At 73.8% G+C, this 18,830-nt stretch carries 13 protein-coding genes; 1 reads left to right on the top strand and 12 read right to left on the bottom strand.

Features of this window, described 5'->3' with window-relative positions:
* Positions 1-38 precede the first annotated feature (38 nt).
* Genes ACRRSS_RS37190 through ACRRSS_RS37165 form a run of 6 tightly spaced genes read right to left on the bottom strand, consistent with a single transcriptional unit; the run spans position 39 to position 10,396 of the window.
* A complete protein-coding gene (locus ACRRSS_RS37190) occupies positions 39-4,796 on the bottom strand; it encodes a condensation domain-containing protein (RefSeq protein WP_435975654.1) in 4,758 nt (1,585 codons plus the stop codon).
* 16 nt (positions 4,797-4,812) lie between these two features.
* On the bottom strand, positions 4,813-6,777 hold the full coding sequence (locus ACRRSS_RS37185; RefSeq protein WP_435975653.1) for a non-ribosomal peptide synthetase: 1,965 nt from the start codon (positions 6,775-6,777) through the stop codon (positions 4,813-4,815).
* An 11-nt stretch (positions 6,778-6,788) separates the two neighbouring features.
* Positions 6,789-7,940, bottom strand: a complete 1,152-nt coding sequence (locus tag ACRRSS_RS37180) for an HAD-IIIC family phosphatase (protein ID WP_435975652.1) — start codon at positions 7,938-7,940, stop codon at positions 6,789-6,791.
* Entirely contained in the window at positions 7,937-9,091 is a 1,155-nt protein-coding gene (locus ACRRSS_RS37175; protein ID WP_435975651.1) for an acyl-CoA dehydrogenase family protein, read from the bottom strand. The genes ACRRSS_RS37180 and ACRRSS_RS37175 overlap by 4 nt, the downstream gene beginning before the upstream one ends.
* Entirely contained in the window at positions 9,075-9,356 is a 282-nt protein-coding gene (locus ACRRSS_RS37170) for an acyl carrier protein (protein ID WP_435975650.1), read from the bottom strand. The genes ACRRSS_RS37175 and ACRRSS_RS37170 overlap by 17 nt, the downstream gene beginning before the upstream one ends.
* A complete protein-coding gene (locus ACRRSS_RS37165) occupies positions 9,353-10,396 on the bottom strand; it encodes a 3-oxoacyl-ACP synthase (protein ID WP_435975673.1) in 1,044 nt (347 codons plus the stop codon). Before ACRRSS_RS37165 ends, ACRRSS_RS37170 begins: the two co-directional genes overlap by 4 nt.
* Positions 10,397-10,542: 146 nt before the next feature.
* Here ACRRSS_RS37165 and ACRRSS_RS37160 point away from each other — a divergent pair, with 146 nt between their 5' ends.
* A complete protein-coding gene (locus ACRRSS_RS37160) occupies positions 10,543-11,373 on the top strand; it encodes a M23 family metallopeptidase (RefSeq protein ID WP_435975649.1) in 831 nt (276 codons plus the stop codon).
* Here ACRRSS_RS37160 and ACRRSS_RS37155 read toward each other — a convergent pair.
* Genes ACRRSS_RS37155 through ACRRSS_RS37130 form a run of 6 tightly spaced genes read right to left on the bottom strand, consistent with a single transcriptional unit; the run spans position 11,358 to position 18,531 of the window.
* Complete coding sequence (locus tag ACRRSS_RS37155; RefSeq protein ID WP_435975648.1) at positions 11,358-12,206, bottom strand: nuclear transport factor 2 family protein; 849 nt, start codon at positions 12,204-12,206, stop codon at positions 11,358-11,360. The genes ACRRSS_RS37160 and ACRRSS_RS37155 overlap by 16 nt on opposite strands.
* Positions 12,203-13,687 carry a phytoene desaturase family protein gene (locus ACRRSS_RS37150; RefSeq protein ID WP_435975647.1) on the bottom strand — a complete coding sequence of 495 codons (1,485 nt, stop codon included), beginning with the start codon at positions 13,685-13,687 and terminating at the stop codon, positions 12,203-12,205. The genes ACRRSS_RS37155 and ACRRSS_RS37150 overlap by 4 nt, the downstream gene beginning before the upstream one ends.
* A complete protein-coding gene (locus ACRRSS_RS37145; RefSeq protein ID WP_435975646.1) occupies positions 13,684-15,420 on the bottom strand; it encodes an ABC transporter ATP-binding protein in 1,737 nt (578 codons plus the stop codon). Before ACRRSS_RS37145 ends, ACRRSS_RS37150 begins: the two co-directional genes overlap by 4 nt.
* Positions 15,417-16,172: a class I SAM-dependent methyltransferase gene (locus tag ACRRSS_RS37140; protein WP_435975645.1), complete on the bottom strand. Its 756-nt coding sequence runs from the start codon at positions 16,170-16,172 to the stop codon at positions 15,417-15,419. The genes ACRRSS_RS37145 and ACRRSS_RS37140 overlap by 4 nt, the downstream gene beginning before the upstream one ends.
* 50 nt (positions 16,173-16,222) lie before the next feature.
* Positions 16,223-16,801 (bottom strand): hypothetical protein, encoded by a 579-nt coding sequence (locus ACRRSS_RS37135; protein ID WP_435975644.1) that lies wholly within the window; start codon positions 16,799-16,801, stop codon positions 16,223-16,225.
* Positions 16,798-18,531, bottom strand: a complete 1,734-nt coding sequence (locus ACRRSS_RS37130) for an alpha/beta fold hydrolase (RefSeq protein WP_435975643.1) — start codon at positions 18,529-18,531, stop codon at positions 16,798-16,800. The genes ACRRSS_RS37135 and ACRRSS_RS37130 overlap by 4 nt, the downstream gene beginning before the upstream one ends.
* Between the last annotated feature and the right edge of the window lie 299 nt (positions 18,532-18,830).

The following is an 18,830-nucleotide window of genomic DNA, read 5'->3' as shown; positions in this document are numbered from 1 at the left end:
GTAAAGGGTTCCTTCCCGGTCGGTGCGCGCTCGTGGTGTCATGCGGCGGACGCGGCGACGGCGCGCGCCAGGGCGACGAGGTCGTCGGCGAGGGCCACCACCGTCCCCTCGTCGAACAGTTCGGTGCGGTACTCGACGGTGACCCCGTCGTCGGTGACGCTCCAGTGCAGGTCGGGGGCGGGGCCGTCGACCCGGGCACCGGTGCCGTACGGATCGGCGGTGACGTCGAACGACCGCGGCCCCCCGGCGGGCGGGGCCGCCTCCGCCTCCGCGCACAGCCGGGCGATCCGGGCGGTGAGCTCCGTCAGGGACGGCTCGTCCGCCACGTCGACCCGCAGGGCGAGCGGCGGCCCGGCGGGCCGCACGAGCCCGAGGAGCAGCGCGTCGGACTCGGCACGGTCGGTGAGCAGGGTGACGAGGGCGGCCAGCAGCCCGGCCGCGCCGAGGCCCGGTGCCGGACCTCCCGGCAGGAAGACCTCGTGCAGAGCCGTCGTACCGGCGCCGCCCCCCTGGGGCCGCGGCCGGTCGGTCGGCGGTTCGAAGGGGCGCAGCCCGGCCAGGAGGTCGGATCCGCGCGCCGCCGGACGGCCCGGCAGTACGGAGAGCGGGGCGTCCAGGTCCTCCGTCGCGGCCCACAGCAGGTCGACCCACGACTGCGTGAGGGCCGCGATCGTGCTCCGGTCGAAGAGATGGGTGCTGTACTCCACCACCACGTCCAGGTCGTCGGCGCCGGCCCGTTCTCCGACGACCACCGACAGGTCGAACTTGGACGTCCCCGGCGGAAGCCCGGGGAACAGGGGCCCGCCCTCCTCGTCCACGGCCGGCCCGAACAGGCTCTCGCCGAAGACGAAGTGCGGCGGCAGCGTCTGGTGGACGTACATGACGTCGAAGATCGGGTTGCGGGCCGGGTCACGCTCGGGGGCCACTTCGCGGACGACGGCGTCGAAGGGGATCTCCTGGTTCTCCAGGCCCTCGATGACGTCGGTGCGGACCCGCCGCAGCAGCGTGCGGAACTCCGGGTCGCCCGACAGGTCCGAGCGGAGCGCGATCGTGTTGTTGAAGAAGCCGAGCAGGCCCCACAGTTCGGGACGGGTGCGCCCGATGGTGGGGGTGCCGACCACGATGTCGTCCTGACCCGACCACCGGGACAGGGTCATGCTGAGCCCGGTGAGCAGCACCGAGAAGAGCGTGGCGGACTCCTCCACCCCGACCGCGCGGAGCCGGTCGACCAGCGCGGGCGGAAGGGTCAGGCCGTGGGCGGCGCCCGCGAAGTCCATCCGGGCGGCGCGCGGGCGGTCGGTGGGCAGCGTCAGCACCGGGGGCTCGGCGAGCCGTTCCCTCCAGTACCGCAGCTGGCCGTCGAGCAGCCCCCGCTCCATCAGCTCGCGCTGCCAGTGCGCGTAGTCGCGGTACTGCACGGGCAGCGGTTCGAACCGGTGTACCCGGCCTTCGCGGCGGGCCTCGTAGAACTCCATCAGCTCGCGCATCAGGATCTGCGGCGCCCAGCCGTCGTTGACCGCGTGATGGGTCAGCCAGCAGAAGAGGTGGTCGTCGGGGGCGAGGCGGATCAGGGTGACCCGGACCAGCGGGTCGCGTTCCACGTCGAGGGAGCGCTGGGACTCGGTACGGATGATCTCGCGGGCCGTGCGCTCCGCGTCGGGCCGCCCCGTCAGGTCCTCGTAGCGGAAGAAGTCACCGAGTTCGGGACGGACGGAGAGCCGCGCGCGGCCGTCGACGGCGACGAAGTTGGACCTCAGCGCCTCGTGGCGCTCGGCCAGGTCCTCCCAGGCGAGACGCATGGCCCTCGGGTCGATCGGGCCGCGGTGACGGGAGGCGCCGGGGAGGTTGTAGAGGGTGGTGCCCGGGTCGAGCTGGTGGTGGAACCACATGCGCTCCTGCCCGTACGAGAGCACGCGGGCGTCGGAACGCCGGATCGGCGGGAGGGCGTCCTCGTCCTGCCGGGGTACGGCCGCCGGTGCCGGCGCGGGGGGCGTGGCCGCGGCCGTGTCCGGGGTCCGGTCCGTGTCCGGGGCCCGGTCCGTGGCCGGGGGTGCCACCCGCCGGGCCTCCACGGCGGCGGCCAGATCGGCGACGGCCGGGTGGTCGTAGACGTCGATCATGCGCAACTCGACTCCGAAGCGCTGCTCGACCCGCTTGAGGAGGAGCAGGGCGATGATCGAGTTCCCGCCGAGGGCGAAGTAGTCGTCACCGGGAACCACGGCGTCCGCGTAGAGCAGCTCGGCGAGCGTCTCCCGGAGCCAGGGCAGCACCTCGGGCAGGGGGTCCGCGGCGGGGGGCGCCTCGACCGTGGAGCGCGGGGCGGGTACGGGGGGTGGAGTGGGTACGGGGAGTGAGGCGGGTGCGGCGGCCGGGGCGGGCGCGGGGGGTACGGCGCGCCCTGTACGTACGGCGGCCGGAGCGGGCACGACAGGCGCGGCGGGCGGCACGGGCACAGGCGCGGGTGCGGGTGCGGCAGGTCGGGTCGGCGCGGCAGGTGTCTCGGCGGCGGGTATCGCGGCAGCCGTCCGAGCCTCGGTCCTCGCCTCCGTCCGGACCTCCTTCCCCGCGTCCGTCCGAGCCTCGCTCCGAGCCTCCGTCCCCGCCTCCGTCCGAGCCTCCGCCCGTGTCTCCGTCCGGGCCGTGAACGTCTCCCCGGGCCGCCGTGCCCAGCAGGGCACGCCGCGGAACGGCTGGCCCGGCAGCGGGACGCGTCGGGCGTCCGGGGTCTGCGCGTCCCAGTCGGGGTCGTGGCCCAGCTCGTAGAGCCGGGCGAGGACGCCTAGTACGCCGTCCGTCGCGGCTCCGGCGGTGAGCACCTCGGCGCCGGGCCGGTCGGCGAGGTGCTCCGTCAGCAGGTCGCTCAGCTCCCCGCGGCCGCCCAGCTCCACGAACACGACCGGCCCGAGGGCGAGTTGTTCGTCGGCGGCGGCCCGCAGCCGGTCCGGGCTCAGCGGCGCGGCGGTGACGTCGCCGCTCGCGAGGTCCCTGGCGTCCTCGTCGGTGAACGTGCCGTTGAGGTGGCGGACCGCGTAGCGGGAGAGGCCGGAGCTGATCAGCCCGTCCGGGGCGATCCCCGCCCGGAGGAGCGCGGCGTGGGCGGCCAGCTGACCCCGTACGGCGTCGGCGTGACCGGCCGGCACCCGCAGGGCGGCGGGGAGCGGGGACGGCTCGGTGATCCCGGCGGGCGGTTGCGCGTCACCGGAGAGCAGAAGCACGACACGGGGCCGCGCGGACGCCGTGGCCGCCGAGGACGTGACGGACCCGGCGGCCCCCGCGGCCCCCCTGCGCCATGTGACCGCCGCCGCCAGCTCGGCCGCCAGGCGCCGGGTGCGGTCGGCCACCACGCCCACCCGGAAGGGGTGGTGCTCCCGGCCCGTGTTCAGCGTGCGGGCGACGTCGTCGAGCGCGAGGTCGCCGGAGCGGAGCGCGACCGAGAGCCGCTCGCACACCTCGTACAGATCGGCCTCGGTACGGCCCGACACACCGATCACCCGGGCCGCCGAGGCCGAGGGGGCGACGGGTACCGCGGGCGGCTCCTCGACCACGCAGTGCGCGTTGACCCCTCCGAGGCTGAAGGAACTGACGCCCGCCCGCCGCGGCCCCGTGGTCCGCCACGGGCGCAGCGCCGTCACCACCTCCAGGCCGGCCCCGGTGAGGTCCACCTCCGGCGCGGCCTCCCGGAAGTGCAGGGAGGGGTAGAGCTCTGCGTGCCGCACGCTGAGGATCGCCTTGACCAGTCCGGCGATGCCGGCCGCGTGGTCGAGGTGGCCGAGGTTGGTCTTCAGGGAGCCGATCGGGAGGGGCCCGTCCGTCCCTCGCCGGGCGAGGGCCAGCCCCTCCACCTCGACGGCGTCGCCCAGCCGGGTGCCCGAGCCGTGCGCCTCCAGGTAGCCGGCCGTGCCGATGTCGAGACCGGCCCGGTCCCAGGCCCGGGTGATGACGTCGGCCTGGGCGCGGGCGCTGGGGGTGGCGATGGTGGCGGAGTGACGGCCGTTGTGCGCGGTGGCGGTGCCCCGGATCACCGCGTGGACGTACGCGCCCTCGTCCAGGGCCCTTTCGAGGGTCGTGAGCAGCAGGACCGCGCCGCCTTCGCCGGCGCCCGCGCCGTCCGCCGCCGCGTCGAAGGCCCGGGAGCGGGCGGTGGGCGAGGCGATGCCGGGGAAGTCGCCGGCCGCTGCCGCCGGGGCGATGACGTGGCGCAGGCTGACGCCGCCGACGACGGCGTAGTCCGCCTCCCCGTCCCTGAGTTCGCGGCAGCCCTGGTGGACGGCGACGAGCGATCCGTTGCACCCGGTGTCGACGCCGTAGCAGGGACCGGTGAGGGCGAAGAGGTGGGCGACGCGGGCGGGCAGCGCGAAGGGCATGTTGCCCATCAGGCTGAGGGTGCCGGGTTCGCTGACGAACGGCAGGTAGCCGTTGCCGGGCGAGCTGAACACCACCGCCGTCCGGCTGTCGCGCAGGGCGGCGGGGGCGTATCCGGCGTTCTCCAGCGCTTCCTGGGTGAGGTGCAGGGCCAGCCGGTGCTGGGGGTCGGTGACCTCCGCCTCGTACCGGGAGAGGCCGAAGCGCTCGTGGTCGAAGAGGTCGATCCGGTCCAGGTATCCCATGTCCGGGTAGTCGGGTTCCGGGTCGAGGCCGGTGGAGGCGATGCGCTCCGCGGGGACCGGCCGTACGGAGTCCCGTCCGGCGCGCAGGTTCGCGCGCAGGGTGGTGAGGTCGGCCGCCTCGGGCAGTCGTGTCGCGATGCCGATGACCGCGATGCCGCCCGGGGCGGCACCGGTTGTCTGCGCCTTCACGCGGAACTCTCCTTCGTCACAGCTCGTAGGCGACCGGGGCGGGGCGGGCGACCGCCGGCGGGGACGGCGGGCCGGCGTCGCCGGAGGCGGCAGCGGTCCGTTCTTCGAGGGCGCGGGCCTGGGCCGCGATGGTGGTGAGGTCGAAGAGCTCTCCGACGCGCACCGTCCCGGGCCACCGTTCGTCGAGTGCGCTGTACAGCTCGATGACCTTGAGCGAGTTGCCGCCGGCGCCGAAGAAGTTGTCGTCGGGACCCGCGTCGTCGTGCCCCAGGACACCGGCCCAGATGTCCCGGACGGCTCGTCGCAGGACGGTCTCCTCGCCTCCCGCCGGGCCGTCCTCTCCTCCCGCCCGGCCGTCCTCGCGCTCCGGCCCGGGGGCCGGCTCCCCGGTGGCGGGGGGTACGAGGGCGGCGAGCGACCTGCGGTCGGCCTTGCCGGTGGAGGTGAGCGACATGCGGTCCAGCGGGACGAACCGGGTCGGCAGCGCCTGTTCGACGAGGTGGAAGCGGCAGTGCCGGCGCAGTTCGCGGGGCTCGGGGGCGGTCCGTCCCGGCGCGGGGGTGACGAACGCGGTCAGCATCGGTTCGCCGCCGTCGCCGTCGGGCCGCGTGCAGATCACGACGGCCTGGTCGACCGCCGGGTGGGCTTCGAGGGCGGCTTCGACGTCCCCGAGTTCGACGCGGGCGCCGCGGATCTTCACCTGCTGGTCGGTCCGGCCGTGGTAGTGCAGCGCGCCGTTCGCGTCCCGGTGGGCGAGATCCCCGGTGCGGTACATCCGGGCACCGGCGGGGCCGAACGGGGAGGCGACGAACCGTTCCGCCGTGGTCCCGGGCGCGCGGGCGTAGCCGAGGGCGACGAAGGCCCCGCCGATGTACAGCTCGCCCTTCTCGCCGGTGCCCACCTCGCGCAGCCTGTCGTCCAGGACGTGGGCGGTGGCGCCGGGCCACGGCCGGCCGATGGGTACGCGCTCCGACGCGGGGTCGGGCCGGTCCTCCACCGTGCAGGAGACGACGGTCTCGGTGGGCCCGTACTCGTTGACCAGCCGGGCGTCGGGCAGCCGCGCGCGATGGCTCGCGACCAGTTCGGGCGTGCAGACCTCACCGGCGACGACGACCACCCGGAGGCTGTCCGGGAGCCGTCCGGGGCCGGAGAGCAGCAGCCGGTAGTAGGACGGCACGACGACGAGGTGGGTCGCCCGGTGGCGTTGGGCGAGCCGGACGAACTCGGGGGCGAGCCGGAGTTCGCGCGCGGTCGGGAGCAGCAGGGTGTGGCCGTGGGAGAACGACCAGAACATGCCGGCGAGCATGCCGTCGAAGGACAGGCGCATGGCCATCAGGAACACCGAGGGGCCGGTGCCGTAGACGGCGCCGCGCGGGCGGACGGAGTCCGCGAGCTGGCGGCGGCTCACCACGACGCCCTTGGGCGGGCCGCTGGATCCCGAGGTGTAGATGAGGTAGGCGGGGGCGCTCTCCGGGACGGGGGGCGCCGCCGGTCCCCCGGCCGCGCGGGCCCCGGCCTCGGCCAGGGCCGTGAGGTCGAGGTCCTCGACGGCCATGAGGGGCGGTGCGTCGTCGAGGCGGGCCGGGCCCGGGTCGTCCCGGCCGCCGATGACGACGGCGCACGCGGTGTCGTTCAGGAGGGCGCGCAGCCGGGCCTCGGGGAGGTCGGGCTCCAGTGCGGCCCAGGCCGCTCCGACCCGGAGCGCCGCGAGGACGGCGACGACGGCGACGGCGCTCTGTTCGAGCCGGACGCACACCGTGGTCCCGGGGCGGGCGCCGGCGGTGCGCAGCAGTGCGGCGAGGCCGGCGGAGGCGTCGGCGAGTTCGCGGTAGCCCATCGAGGTGTCGCCGATGACGAGGGCGGTGGCGAGCGGGGTGCGGTCGGCCTGCGCGAGGAACGCGTCGAGCAGCGACGGCGTATCCGGGGCGGCCCCGGGCACCGCGGTCCCGTGGGCGGCCGTACCGGCCTTCTCGGCGGTCATGCCGGCCTCCCTCACGCGTCGCGGACGAGCAGTCGGACGTGGCTGCCGGGTTCGCGGACCGGGTGGTCGGCCGGCACTTCGAGGACCATCGGCGTCCGCTCGCCCGGGCCTGCCCCGACCACCGGTCCGTGGCCCGGTTCCGCCGCGACGACCGCGACTCCGTCGCCCACGCCCGCACCCGCCGCCGGTCCGTCGCCCGGTTCCGCGGCGACGGGCGCGTATCCGGCGAACCGCAGGGTGACGAGCATGGTGCGGTTCACGGCGGTCGGTACGAAGTGGGTGACGGGGCGGCGGCCTTCGGCGCGGGCCTGCCGGACGAGGTGGGCCAGCATCAGTTCTCCGGCGCCCCGGGAGGCGACCCGGCACGACATCAGCATCAGGCGCAGCACCGATTCCGTCGGGGTGAGTTCGGTGACGGAGAGGCCGACGATGCCGTAGTCGCCGAACCGGTCCCTGAGCCGGGCCAGCCGGACCTGGTGGTCGGGCGCGGTGCTGAGGCGGCGCAGTTCCTCCTCGCCGTAGATCAGGCCGGTGCTGTTGAGCTGGTGGGTCCGTACGGTCAGTTCGCTGGCCCGCGCGAGGTCGTCCTCGGTGGCCGGGGCGATCTCCATGACGAGGCCGAGCGAGGCGAGGAACGCCCGCCGGTCGCCGCCGGCCTCCTCCTCGGCCTGCCGGCGGCGCCACTCGGTGCGGTACAGCTCGCGGCGGCCGGCCGCCTCGGCGGTGACGTGCGCGGGACGGAACTCGGGGCGTGCGGGGAGGTGCGCGGCGAGGTCGGCGGGGTAGCAGCGGACCATGGGCAGCGCGGCGGCGACCTCGGCCCGTTCGACGGGGTCGTTGTCGACGAACGCGATGGTGTCGAGGCCGATGTTGAGGGTCTCGGCGATGCGCCGGACGGCGGTCGACTTGTCGCCCCAGCCGATCCGCGCCGCGCAGAACCACTCACCGAGCCCGGTGGCGTCGAGGTGGGCGGTGGCGGCGTCGTGGTCGCCGCGGCTGACGGCGGCGTGCAGGATGCCGCGGGAGTCGAGGGTCTTGAGGGTCCGCTCGGTGTGCGGGAAGGGCGGGGGGTCGTCGCCCTCCAGGACGACGCCGTCCCAGAGGGTGTCGTCCAGGTCCCAGACCAGGCACTTGACGGTGGGCGGCTCCTGGGAGGCCGTCATACGACCGCTCCGAACCGGCGTAAGAGCTGTTCGGCGATGTGGGATTCGGCCACTTCCTGGGCTCCTTCGATGATCTCCATGACCTTGGCGTCCCGGTAGTGCCGTCCGGCGCGGCTGTCCGGCGCGATGCCCGCGGCGCCGAGGATCTGTACGGCGTCCCGGCCGGCCCTGGCGGAGGCCTCGGCGGCCGCGTACTTCGCCACGATCGTCTCGGTGACGCCGTGCCCCGGGCCGCGGGTCCGCGCGCGGCCCGCCCGTGCGGCGAGTTCGCGCGCGGCGGCCGCCCGTACCGCCGTCCTGGCCAGGAGCGCGCCGACGGACTGGTGGTGGCTGAGGGGTACGCCGCCCTGGACGCGGGCGGCGGCGTGCGCGGCGGCGTCGGCGACACACGCCTCCGCCATGCCGACGCAGCCCCAGGCGACCGTGTAGCGGCCGTGGTCGAGGGCGGTCGCGGCGACGTGCGACAGACCGGCTCCGGGCGGGGCGATCCGGTGGTCGGCGGGGATTCGGACGGCGTCGAGGGTGACGTGGGCGATCCCGGCCGCGCGCATGCCGAGCTGGCCGGTGACGGGTTCCCGGCGTACTCCGGGGCGGTCGGTCTCGACGAGGACGGTGGTGAGCCCGTCCCGGTGGCGGCCGAGGACGAGCAGGAGGTCGGCGGACTGCCCGAACGTGACCCATTTCTTGCGGCCGGTCACGAGGAGCCCGTCGCCGGACTCCTCGATCACCGTCGCCACCTCGCCGAGCGCGCTGCCCGCGCCGTCCTCGGTGGCCGCGAACCCCGCGGTGAGGGTGGCGTCGGCCAGGAGCGGCAGCCAGTCGGCGCGTTGGGCGCGGGTTCCCCAGCGCAGCAGTGCGGCGGCGACCATCGACTGGACGGTGAGCAGGCCGCGCAGGGCGCTGCAGACCCCGCCGAGATGGGCGGCGACCTCACCGAGTCCGTCCGGTGCCAGGTCCCGTCCGCCGTAGCGGGCGGGCAGGTCGGCGGCGAGCAGACCGGCGGCGGCCAGGGTGCGCGGGACGTCCGGCGGGACCCGGCCGTCCGTGTCCCAGCGGCTCGCGGCTTCCCGTACCGTGGCGGCCAGTTCGGCGGCGGCGGCGACCAGGGGCGAGGTCCCGGTCGCGCCGGCCGCCTCAGCTGTCGCCGGCATGGACCGGGGTGGGGTCGGCGCTGCCCGTCTTGGAGTGGACGAAGGCGGTGAGGCGGCGCGCGGTGCGGAAGCTGTCGAGGTCGAGGTCCTCGACCTCGACGGTCAGCGAGAACCGGTCCTCGACGTAGGTGACGAGCTCCAGGGCGAACAGCGAGTCGACGAGCCCGAGGGCGAAGTAGTCGTCGTCGGGACCGACGGTCCTGCGGAGCGCTTCGGTCAGGAACCGGGTGATCTCCTCGGTCGTCGCGGCGGGTTCACGGCTCATGCGATGCTCCCCGGTCCGCGGTGCGGACCCATCTCGACCAGCAGGACGCTCCACGCCGCCACCGGGCTCACGTTGATGAGGACGGCCAGGTCGCCCTCGGCCAGTTCCTTGCGGGCCAGGGCGGTGGAGAGGTTCAGGAAGGTGTCGTTGGCGCCGAGGTGCCCGAGGCCGCGGAGGTTGTCCCGGCAGGACGGCAGCAGTGTGATGTCCAGGGACTCCTCGGTGAACGCCAGGCCGCCGGCCGAGAGGTTCTGGCTGACGTAGCCGGCGATGTCGGCGCGGGTGAGGCCGTTTCGCGCGAGGAGCTCCGCGACCATTTCCGCGAGGCGGTTCCTGGTCTCCATGGCCAGCCGGAAGGAGTAGCCGGGCGGGTCCGCGCACTCCTCGCGCCACTGCGCGGTGGGGCGGTCGCGGTACTCCAGGCCGAAGAGGTTCCAGTAGCGGCCGTTGGTGCGCTGGACGAGGTCGAGGAGGTGGAACGGCGCCCCGGCGTGGGGGTGGCCGAGCAGGAGCGCCAGGCCGCTGTCGCCGTTGACGGTCACCGGGTGGCGGTAGCGCCGCTCGGCGGCGGGCTTGCTGCCGTGGACGACGAGCACGGGGCCGAGGCCGGGGTCGGCGGCCAGCAGGCCGCGGGCCGTGAGCAGGGCCGGGGTGGAGGAGACGCAGCCGAGTCCGCCGACCGAGAAGGTGAGCGCGGCCTCGGCGCCCAGCGCGTGCTGGAGCCGGGTGGCGTCCGAGCTGATCAGGGTCTCCGGGGCGCGCGGTTCGACGAGGATCAGCGCGCCGAGTGCGGCGGCCGGGAGCCCGGCGGTCTCCAGGGCGGCGCGGGCGGCCCGTTCGGCGAGGTCGGCGGCGGTGAGTCCGTCGTCGACGGCCACGGTGTCGATGCCGAGTCCGAGGCAGGTGAGGCGCTCGGCCTCGTCGAGTCCGGCCAGTTCGGGGAGGTCCGCGACGGGCCGGGGGCGGTCCGGGAGGTACCGGCCGACGGCGTCGATCGCGATCTTCGGTGCGGTGGTGCGGAACGTGCCCTCGGCGCCCATGTGCGCTCCCAGCGTTCGACGCTTCGTCATCGGAACACTAAGGTCGTTCTACGGAATTGCGCAAGTACGTAATAACCCAACCAGCTGTCACCCGCATCTGGAATGCTGGGGTCCTCCCCGACGTCACCTCCGTGAAAGGCCCCTTCGTGCAGACCCTTTGGAAACGCCACGGCCTCGTGGTCGCCGCGGGTGCCGTGTGCATCCTCGTCAACCGCCAGGGCATGGGCCCGTTATGGTTCACCGGGATCGCCCTGCTGGTCGGCGGCCTGCTGATGCGCCGGGCCATGACCCTCGGTCAGCGGCCTCCGAGCGACGAGGCCCCGCCCCTGGCGCTGGCGATCCCGGTGTCCGGCCGCTGGATGGCCCGTAACGGCCCCGCGACCAAGGTCCCCAGCCACACCCACAACCTGGCGCAGACCTACGCCATCGACCTCGCCCGGCGCCCGGCGCCGGACCCCGTGTGGCTGTGGCCGGTGGCCCGCCGCCCCGAGTCCTACCCGTCGTTCGGCGAGCCGCTGTTCGCCCCCTCGGACGCCCGCGTCGTGTCCGTCTCGGACACCCAGCGGGACCACCTCACGCGGTCCTCGCTGGGCGGACTCTTCTACGTCCTCGCCGAGGCCTTCGTACGCTCCCTCGGCAGCCCCCGGCACCTCCTGGGCAACCACGTCGTCCTCGACCTCGGCGACGGTGTGTACGCGGTCTTCGCGCACCTGAGGCGGCGCTCGGCCGCGGTGGCCGCGGGCGACCTGGTGACACGGGGCCAGAAGCTGGCCGAGTGCGGCAACTCGGGGAACTCCTCCGAACCGCACCTGCACTTCCAGCTCATGGACAGCCCCGACATCACCTCGGCCCGCGGCCTGCGCTTCACCTGGCGGTTCCGGGACGACGAGGGCGTGGAGCACGAGGGCGCCCCGGCCGACAACACCTGCTTCGTCCCGGTCGAGTCCCTCCCGCCGGACCCCTACACCGCTCCGTGACTCGGTTCGAGCAGGAAGCGGGCCAGCCTGACGCGGCCGTCCTCGGCGAACTCGCCGAAGACGAAGACCTCCTGGGTACGCGACGGCTTGCCGCCCTGGCTGGTGGTGTACCGGGCCGCGAAACGGTTCCCGTCACGCAGCGCCTCGTGCACCTCCACCGGGTACTTGTGCCCGCGCGCACGACCCTCCTCCAGGGCCTTCAGCACCCCTGACCGCTGCATCGTCTTCCCCCCGATCCGGTGCACGGCGTCGGGGGTGAAGAGGCGGTCGTGGACCGAGGCGACCGGTTCCGCGCTGTCGTAACCGGCCGTGTAGTAGGTACGGAGGAAGTGCGCGGGGTCCTGCGCCGGCGTCGGCTCGACACCCGGCGCCGGCGGCGGCGCGGGGACCGTGCCCGGGGCGGGACCGGAGGCGCTGTCGGGCTCCTCATCCCCGGAACCGGACCAGCCGGCCCCCGTGGTCGCGAAGGTCGTGGTCCGGGCCACCCGGCCGTCCTCGGCGATCTCGGCGAAGACGGCCGTCTCGGTGGCGCTCTGCACCTTCCACAGCACCGGCGTGCTGACCGTGTACCGCGCGGCGGCGAGACGGCCCTCCACGTTCACCTCGTGGATGTGCAGCTCGTACGGCGCGCCCAGGGACCGCCGGTTCTCGATGTCGTGCAGGAGCTTCTTCCGGTCCCACACCTTCCCGTTGACCTCGTGGGTGCCCTCGGGCAGGTGGTAGCGGTCCCAGACCTCCTCGACCGGGTCCGAACCGTCGAACGCGTCGGCGTGGTAGGTGCGCAGGTATCCCGCGAAGTCCTCGGCGGCAAGGTTGTGATGGGCGGTACTCATGCTGTTCTCCTGGCTGTCGGGCGGGACGTGGCACCACCCCCCGGCCCCAAGGGCGGCGGGGTGGACAGGTGGAACTCGCGCCGCAGGGCCGTCCGGGCGGCGAGGTAGCCGCACATGCCGTGCACGCTGGGCCCGGGCGGAGTGGACGCGGAACAGAGATAGACGCCGGGCAACGGCGTCCGGTACGGATTCCAGGCGGGCGTCGGCCGGAGCACGGACTGCGTGAGCGTGATGGCCCCCGCGCCGATGTCGCCCCCGGGATAGTTCGGGTTGTACGTCTCGTAGGCGGCCGCCGAGATGCCCCGGGCCGCGACGACCGTGTCGGCGAACCCCGGGGCGTACCTCTCGATGCGGCGGGTGATCAGCGGCACCGGGTCCCGGTCGTCGCCGTTCGGCACGTGCGCGTACGCCCACAGGGGGCGCCGGCCGCCCACCGCCCGGCCGGGATCGGCCACCGCCGGGTCGACGAGGAGGACGAACGGCTCGGCGGTCGGCTCGCCCCGGGCGGCGGCGTTCTCCGCGGCGACCGTCTCCGCGCGGGTGCCGCCCAGGTGCACGGTGCCGGCCCGCCCCACCGCGGGATCCGCCCACGGGACGGGCCCGCTGACGAGGAAGTCCGCCTTGGCCGCGCCGGGGCCGTACCGGAACCGGCCCAACGCCCGCCGGTAGGACGGCGGAAGCCGGTCACCGGCCAGGGCGAGCAGCCCCTTCGGCGTGGTGTCCAGCATGACCACGGGGGCGTCCAGCTCGGCCAGGTCCGTGACCCGGTGACCGGTGTGCACCACACCGCCGTGCGCCCGCAGGTCCTCCACGAGCGCCTCGGCGATCCGGACGCTGCCGCCCCGGGGCAGGGGCCAGCCGGTCGCGTGGGCGAGGTGCCCGAGCAGCAGGGCGATCGCGGCGCCCGGGAAGCTCGGCAGCCGCCCCACCGCGTGCGCGGCCACACCGGTGAGCAGGGCGCGGGCGGGCTCGGTGCGCAGCCCGCTGCCCCGCAGGAGGTGGTCCAGGACGCGTGGCCCGAGCAGCGCGGGTGCGGCGGGGTCCCCCGGCAGGGACCGCTGGCCGGACAGCACGAAGTCGGTCACTCCCCTACTGTGCCTCACCAGCGGGGCCATCAACCGCTGCCATCGTGGCCCGTCCGGGCCCAGCCCTTCCGCGGTCTCCCGGAGGTCGCGGTGGGCGAGCCCGGAGACACCGCCGTCCAGCGGATGCGCGTAACCGACCGGCGGATGCAGCAGTTCGACCCCGCGGGCCGCGAGGTCGAACTCACGGAAGAAGGCGGACGCGGCCGCCATCGGGTGGACCGCGGCGCACACGTCGTGCCACACCTCGGAGTCGAACAGAGCCTCCCCGCGCAGGCCGCCACCGGGGGTGGCGGCCTGCTCGTGGACGTGCACCGTCAGCCCGGCGCGGGCCATGGTGACGGCGGCGGCGAGACCGTTGGGGCCACTGCCGACCACCGCGACGTCGGGACGGGTCACGCGGGCGCCGCCTCGGTGGCGAACTGCTGCCCGGCGAGCCGCCGGTACACCTCGTCGGACTCGATCAGTTCGTGGTGCGTGCCGATCGTACGGATCCGCCCCTCCTCCATCACGAGGATCTGGTCCGCGTGCACCACCGTCGACAACCGGTGCGCGATGGCGAGCACCGCGCACTCGCCGGCCGCCTCCGTCATCGCGTCCCGCAACGCGGCCTCGGTGTCGCTGTCCAGGTGCGCGGTGACCTCGTCGAGGAGGATCACCGCGGGCCGCTGGAGCATCGTGCGGGCGATGGCGAGCCGCTGCCGCTGGCCACCGGAGAGCCCGGCACCGCGCTCCCCGAGCTCCGTGTCGAGCCCGTCGGGCAGCCCGGCCACGAACTCCTCCAGGCTGGCCAGCCGCAGCGCCCGGGTGATCTCGTCGTCGTCCGCCCCGGGGTTCGCGTACGTGAGGTTCTGGCGGATCGTGCCGCGCAGCAGCGGCGCGTCCTGTTCCACGTAACCGACCATCGACCGCAGTTCGGCGAGCCCGAGGGCGGCCGTGTCGTGGCCCCCGACCCGGATCGTGCCGGACTCCGGCCGGTAGAAGCGCTCGATGAGCTGGAACATCGTCGTCTTCCCCGCACCCGAGGGGCCGACGATCGCGGTCAGACCACGGCGCGGCAGGGTGAAGGAGACGTCACGCAGGACCGGCGCGTCCTCCCGGTAGAAGAAGCCCACGCCCTCGAACTGGACAGCCGGAGCCGTGTCCGCGACGGGCCGGCGCTCCCGCTCCACCCCGGTGGCCCCGGGGCCGCTCTCCTCCTCCTGCGGGATGCCGCCCAGCTCCTTGACCCGCTGGACCGCGGCGCGGCCCTGCTGGATCTGGCCGATCGACATGAAGAGCATCACCAGCGGGGCGACCACGTAGAAGAGGTACATCACGAACGCGGTGAGGTCGGCGGGCGACAGCGACCCGGTCGCGACCCGCGCCATGCCCCAGGCGATGACCACGGCGAGGGAGAGCTGCGTGCCCACGTTCATCATCGGGGTGAGCAGGGCGCTGAACCCGCTCACCCTGATCCCGCTCACCCGGACCTGACCGGCCAGCCGGCCGAGCTCCTCGGTCTCCCGCTCCTCCGCGCGCGAGGCCTTGACCGTGGTGATCGCGCCCAGCACGCGCTGGAGACCGGAACCGAACGCGCCCACGTTCTGCCGGGCCTGGAGGGCGGACACCCGCACCTGGCGGGCAAGGAGCAGCGCGATCCCGCTCGCGAGGCCCAGACAGGCGACCGTCGCGAGCAGCAGCTTCCAGTCGAGCCGGGCCATCAGGACGACGGCGCCGACCACCATGAACACGGAGGAGACCACCTGCGCCAGGGCCTGGGTGATCACCAGGCAGGCGATGGAGGTGTCGGACACGGTCCGCGAGAAGACGTCTCCGTGTTCGAGGCGCGAGAAGTGCGGGAACTGACTGCGCAGCAGCCGGCCGCCGAGGATGCGCCGCACGTCGAACGTGATGTTCTCGCCGGCCCTGCCGATCGCGTACGCGTGCCCGGCGCTCAGCGCCGCGTCCGCGACGAAGAAGACCGCGATGAGCGTGATGGTCCCGGCGATCGGCCTGCCCGACGCCACGGCCTCGATCAGCCTGCCCAGCATCCAGGGCTGGGCGAGCGTGGCGGCCGCGCCCACCAGGCCCATGCCGATCCCGGCGATCAGCAGGACCCGGTGGCCGCGGACTATCTCCCGGAGGTTCATGCCGACTTGGTGTACGAGGCGATGAACAGGCCGGCGGCGGGGACGTACGGGTTGCGCTCCCAGTCGCTGTAGTGCCCCTCGGGCACCAGGCCGGCGTCGCGCGCGTACCCGTCCACCTCGTCGGGCGTGAGCAGCCGTACCGTCTCGGTGCCGATGCGGTGGGTGCCGTCCGCCTCGTACCAGACCGTGGACACCTGCCAGATCCGCTGGTCCGCCACGAGCGTGGCGTGCAGGTGGATGGCCGTGTTCGGCTCGGGATAGGGCAGGAAGATCGACGCGCGGGTCAGCCCCTCGTGCTGGGCGACGATGCCCGGCCGGTTGTGCGCCTCGACCACCAGACGGCCGCCCGGCCGCAGCTGCTCGGCGGCGCGGGCGATGGCCTCCCGCTGTCCCTCGGGGTCGAGGACGAGCGAGAGCGTCGAGCAGACGCAGTAGACCAGGCCGAACTCGCGGTCGGCGCGGAAGGTCCGGATGTCCGCGAGCTCGCCGGTCACCTCGCCCCGGTCGGCCTTCTTCTCCAGAGCCGTCAGCATCTCCGGCGAGGAGTCGACGCCGAGGACCGGGCCGACGCGGCGCGACAGGGGCAGGGCGATCCGGCCGGTGCCGACGCCGAGTTCCAGCGTCCCCGTGGCGGGGTCCGGGTGGAGGGCGACGAGCCCGTCGACGGTGGCCCGGGTGGACGCGTCGTCCTGGAAGATGCGGTCGTACCAGCCGTCGAACTGCTTGCCGTACCCGATGTCGGCGATGGTCATGGATTCTCCGTTCCTGTGTGAGTGATACCGCCGCGCGGAAAGCCCAGCCCTCAGGCGGCCTTCAGGAATCCGGGCGGGGCGGCCACCATCGGCTGGTAGGTGGAGACGTAGAGAACCTCGGGATCCTCGCTGTCGTCGTGACCGCTGGCGCGCACCACGGAGAACTGGAACCCGCGTGCGACGGAAACGTCCTGGGCGTCCCTGATCTGCTTCCTGATGAATTCCGACAGGACCCGGAACGACGGAGAACCCGTCGGGTCCTCACCCTTCGCGATGTTCTTGATGATCGCGCTGCAGACGTCGAAGACGGCTTTCTCCGTCCGCCGGGACGAGAACCAGAACGCCTGGATCATCCGGCGGTTCTCGATCAGGTCCAGCTCCACCCAGGGCGAGGTCTGACGATTCTCGTCGAGGGTGCGGTACAGGTAGTGGTAGTCGTGCGTGGCGGGATTCGGCGCGAAGAACTTCCAGTTCGGCACGAGGGAGAACAGGTCCTTCTCCCGCGCGCGCTCGAACGCCGGATGCGGGTGCTGCGCCGCCATCGTCGTCAGGAGCACCCCGGCTCCCACCAGGCGGGTGACGGCGCCCGGTCCCGTGAAGGCGTCCTTGAGGAATGCGGCGGGCTTCACTTCGACTCCTCCACGTTCTCCGGGAGGCTCCCGGCGGGCTCACCGGCGGCGGGGGCGGCCGGCGTCGAGCAGTGCTCCTCCACGAAGCCCACGATCAGGTCGGCCACCGTCCGCGCGTGCCGCGCGTCGGTCAGGATCGTGTCGTGGCCGCCCCGCTCGACGACCGTGACGTCGCCGTGGCTGCCGGTCTCCTGGTGGGAGCGGACGATGTCGTGGTACATCAGCAGCTGGTCCGGGTCCATGTCGACCGTGACCTGCGCGGCGACGACGAGGCCCGGGGCCGGCACGGGGGCCAGCTCGCCCTCGAAGGCCTCCAGCTCGGCACGGACCGACTCCCATTCGCGGGCGGCCGCCGTCCAGAGCCGGGAGTCGGCGTACAGCGCGAAGGCCTTGTCCCGGTAGGCGTACGGCAGGTGGTCCACCCAGCGGGGACGGGACATCAGGGCCCCGGTGCCCAGCTTCGTCCAGCGTGCCAGCTCGGCCAGCGACTTGGTGAACAGCTCGCTGCCCCGCTGCTGGCGCTCCGAGCGCACCAGCTGCGCCGGGTGCGTCGGGTCCAGGTAGACGACGCCGGCCACCCGGTCACCGAGCTGCTGGGCCACCCGGCGGTTGAGCTCCGCGCCGAGGGAGTGCCCGACGAGCACCACCTTGCGGTCGTCCGGCAGGGCCTTGCGGATCAGGTCCTCCAGGTCGTCCACGGACTCCTGTACGGAGTAGGGGGCGTCCCTCAGCCGCCGGCTGGGCCCGTAGCCCGCGCGGGCGAAGCTGAGCACGGGCTGGCCGATGTCGAACGCCAGCCGCTCGATGATCCACGAGAAGTGCTCGGTGGTGGAGGCGAGCCCGTGGTTGAAGACGAGGACGGGACGGTCGGGGATGTCCTGGCCGCCGACGTCGTACGACAGCTCGTTGCCGTACCGGGTGGTGACGGTCCGGGAGTTCGGCCATCCGGCCACCGCGTGGGCGCGGCGCTGCGTCGCCACGACGCCCGCGACGGTGACTCCGGCCGCCAGCAGGGCGAGCGCGGTCTTGACCATCCGGTCGTCGCGGTCGGCGACCACCGGGAACGACTTGGGGGCGGACGTGTAGGCGACCATGGGGTGCATCGCCGGGAACGCCGTCATGAACCGGCCCAGTCCCATCACGAAGGCGTTGGCCACGTGGAAGCTGCCGACCGCGCCGAGCATCGGCCGGGTCATCCGGCCGCCGGCCAGGTAGACGACGGGGAAGAGGCATTCCATCGCGAGAACCGCGTGCTGCGTGACCTTGGCCGCGCGGGGGTAGCGCTGCGTCAGGCGGTAGGCGCGCTCGAAGCCGTACGTGCGGGTCCGCAGGACGCCGGGCAGGGCGGAGCCGTCACGCCACTTCGTCCCGGCCAGCTTCGCCACACCGGACAGCGCGTACGACATGTTGGCCTGGATCGCCAAGTACCACATCAGGGCGTCCTTGACCTCCGTGCTGCCGGCCAGCCGCGCGAGGCCGGTGACGGCCTGGACCTGGGTGGCCACCTGGTCCGAGCCGTCGGTGCCGTAACGGTGGCGGGCCTGGAGGACGGTGGTCGTGAGGCCGAGGTAGAGGTCGCCCGCGGCACGCCACCTGCTGTTGCCCGGGGCGAGCATCGCCAGGCTGCACGCGACGCGCGAGGCGTGCAGGGCCATCGTGGTGCGCCGTCCGCTCACCACGTCGGTGATCTTCTGGATGGCCGGGTTCTTGCTCTCCGGCGTCTGCCTCATGATGTCCCAGTCGTTGAGGCCGCCGGGCCTCAAGTTCCGGTGTTGGTGCAGGTATTCAAGGGACGAGGAAAGGCTGGAGAGAGCCGCGAGGCGTTCCGATATGCCGATCGCGCGAGTTCTTGAAATCGGAACCGGGGAAAAAATCGAACGGGAAAGCCGCTTTATCACATTCATACCGAAGTTTTACTCCGCGTCGAATCGGCTGCGGGGCTACCGAACGGTAGGATCGGGTGCCTGCCGGGCCACGATTCCAGCGTGGCCCGGCAGGTCTCTCCGCCTCCGGACTCAGCTCCCGGAAG

This window comes from Streptomyces sp. Qhu_M48, from assembly GCF_051305195.1.
Classification (GTDB): domain Bacteria; phylum Actinomycetota; class Actinomycetes; order Streptomycetales; family Streptomycetaceae; genus Streptomyces.
This window is presented reverse-complemented; position numbering and strand designations above follow the sequence as displayed.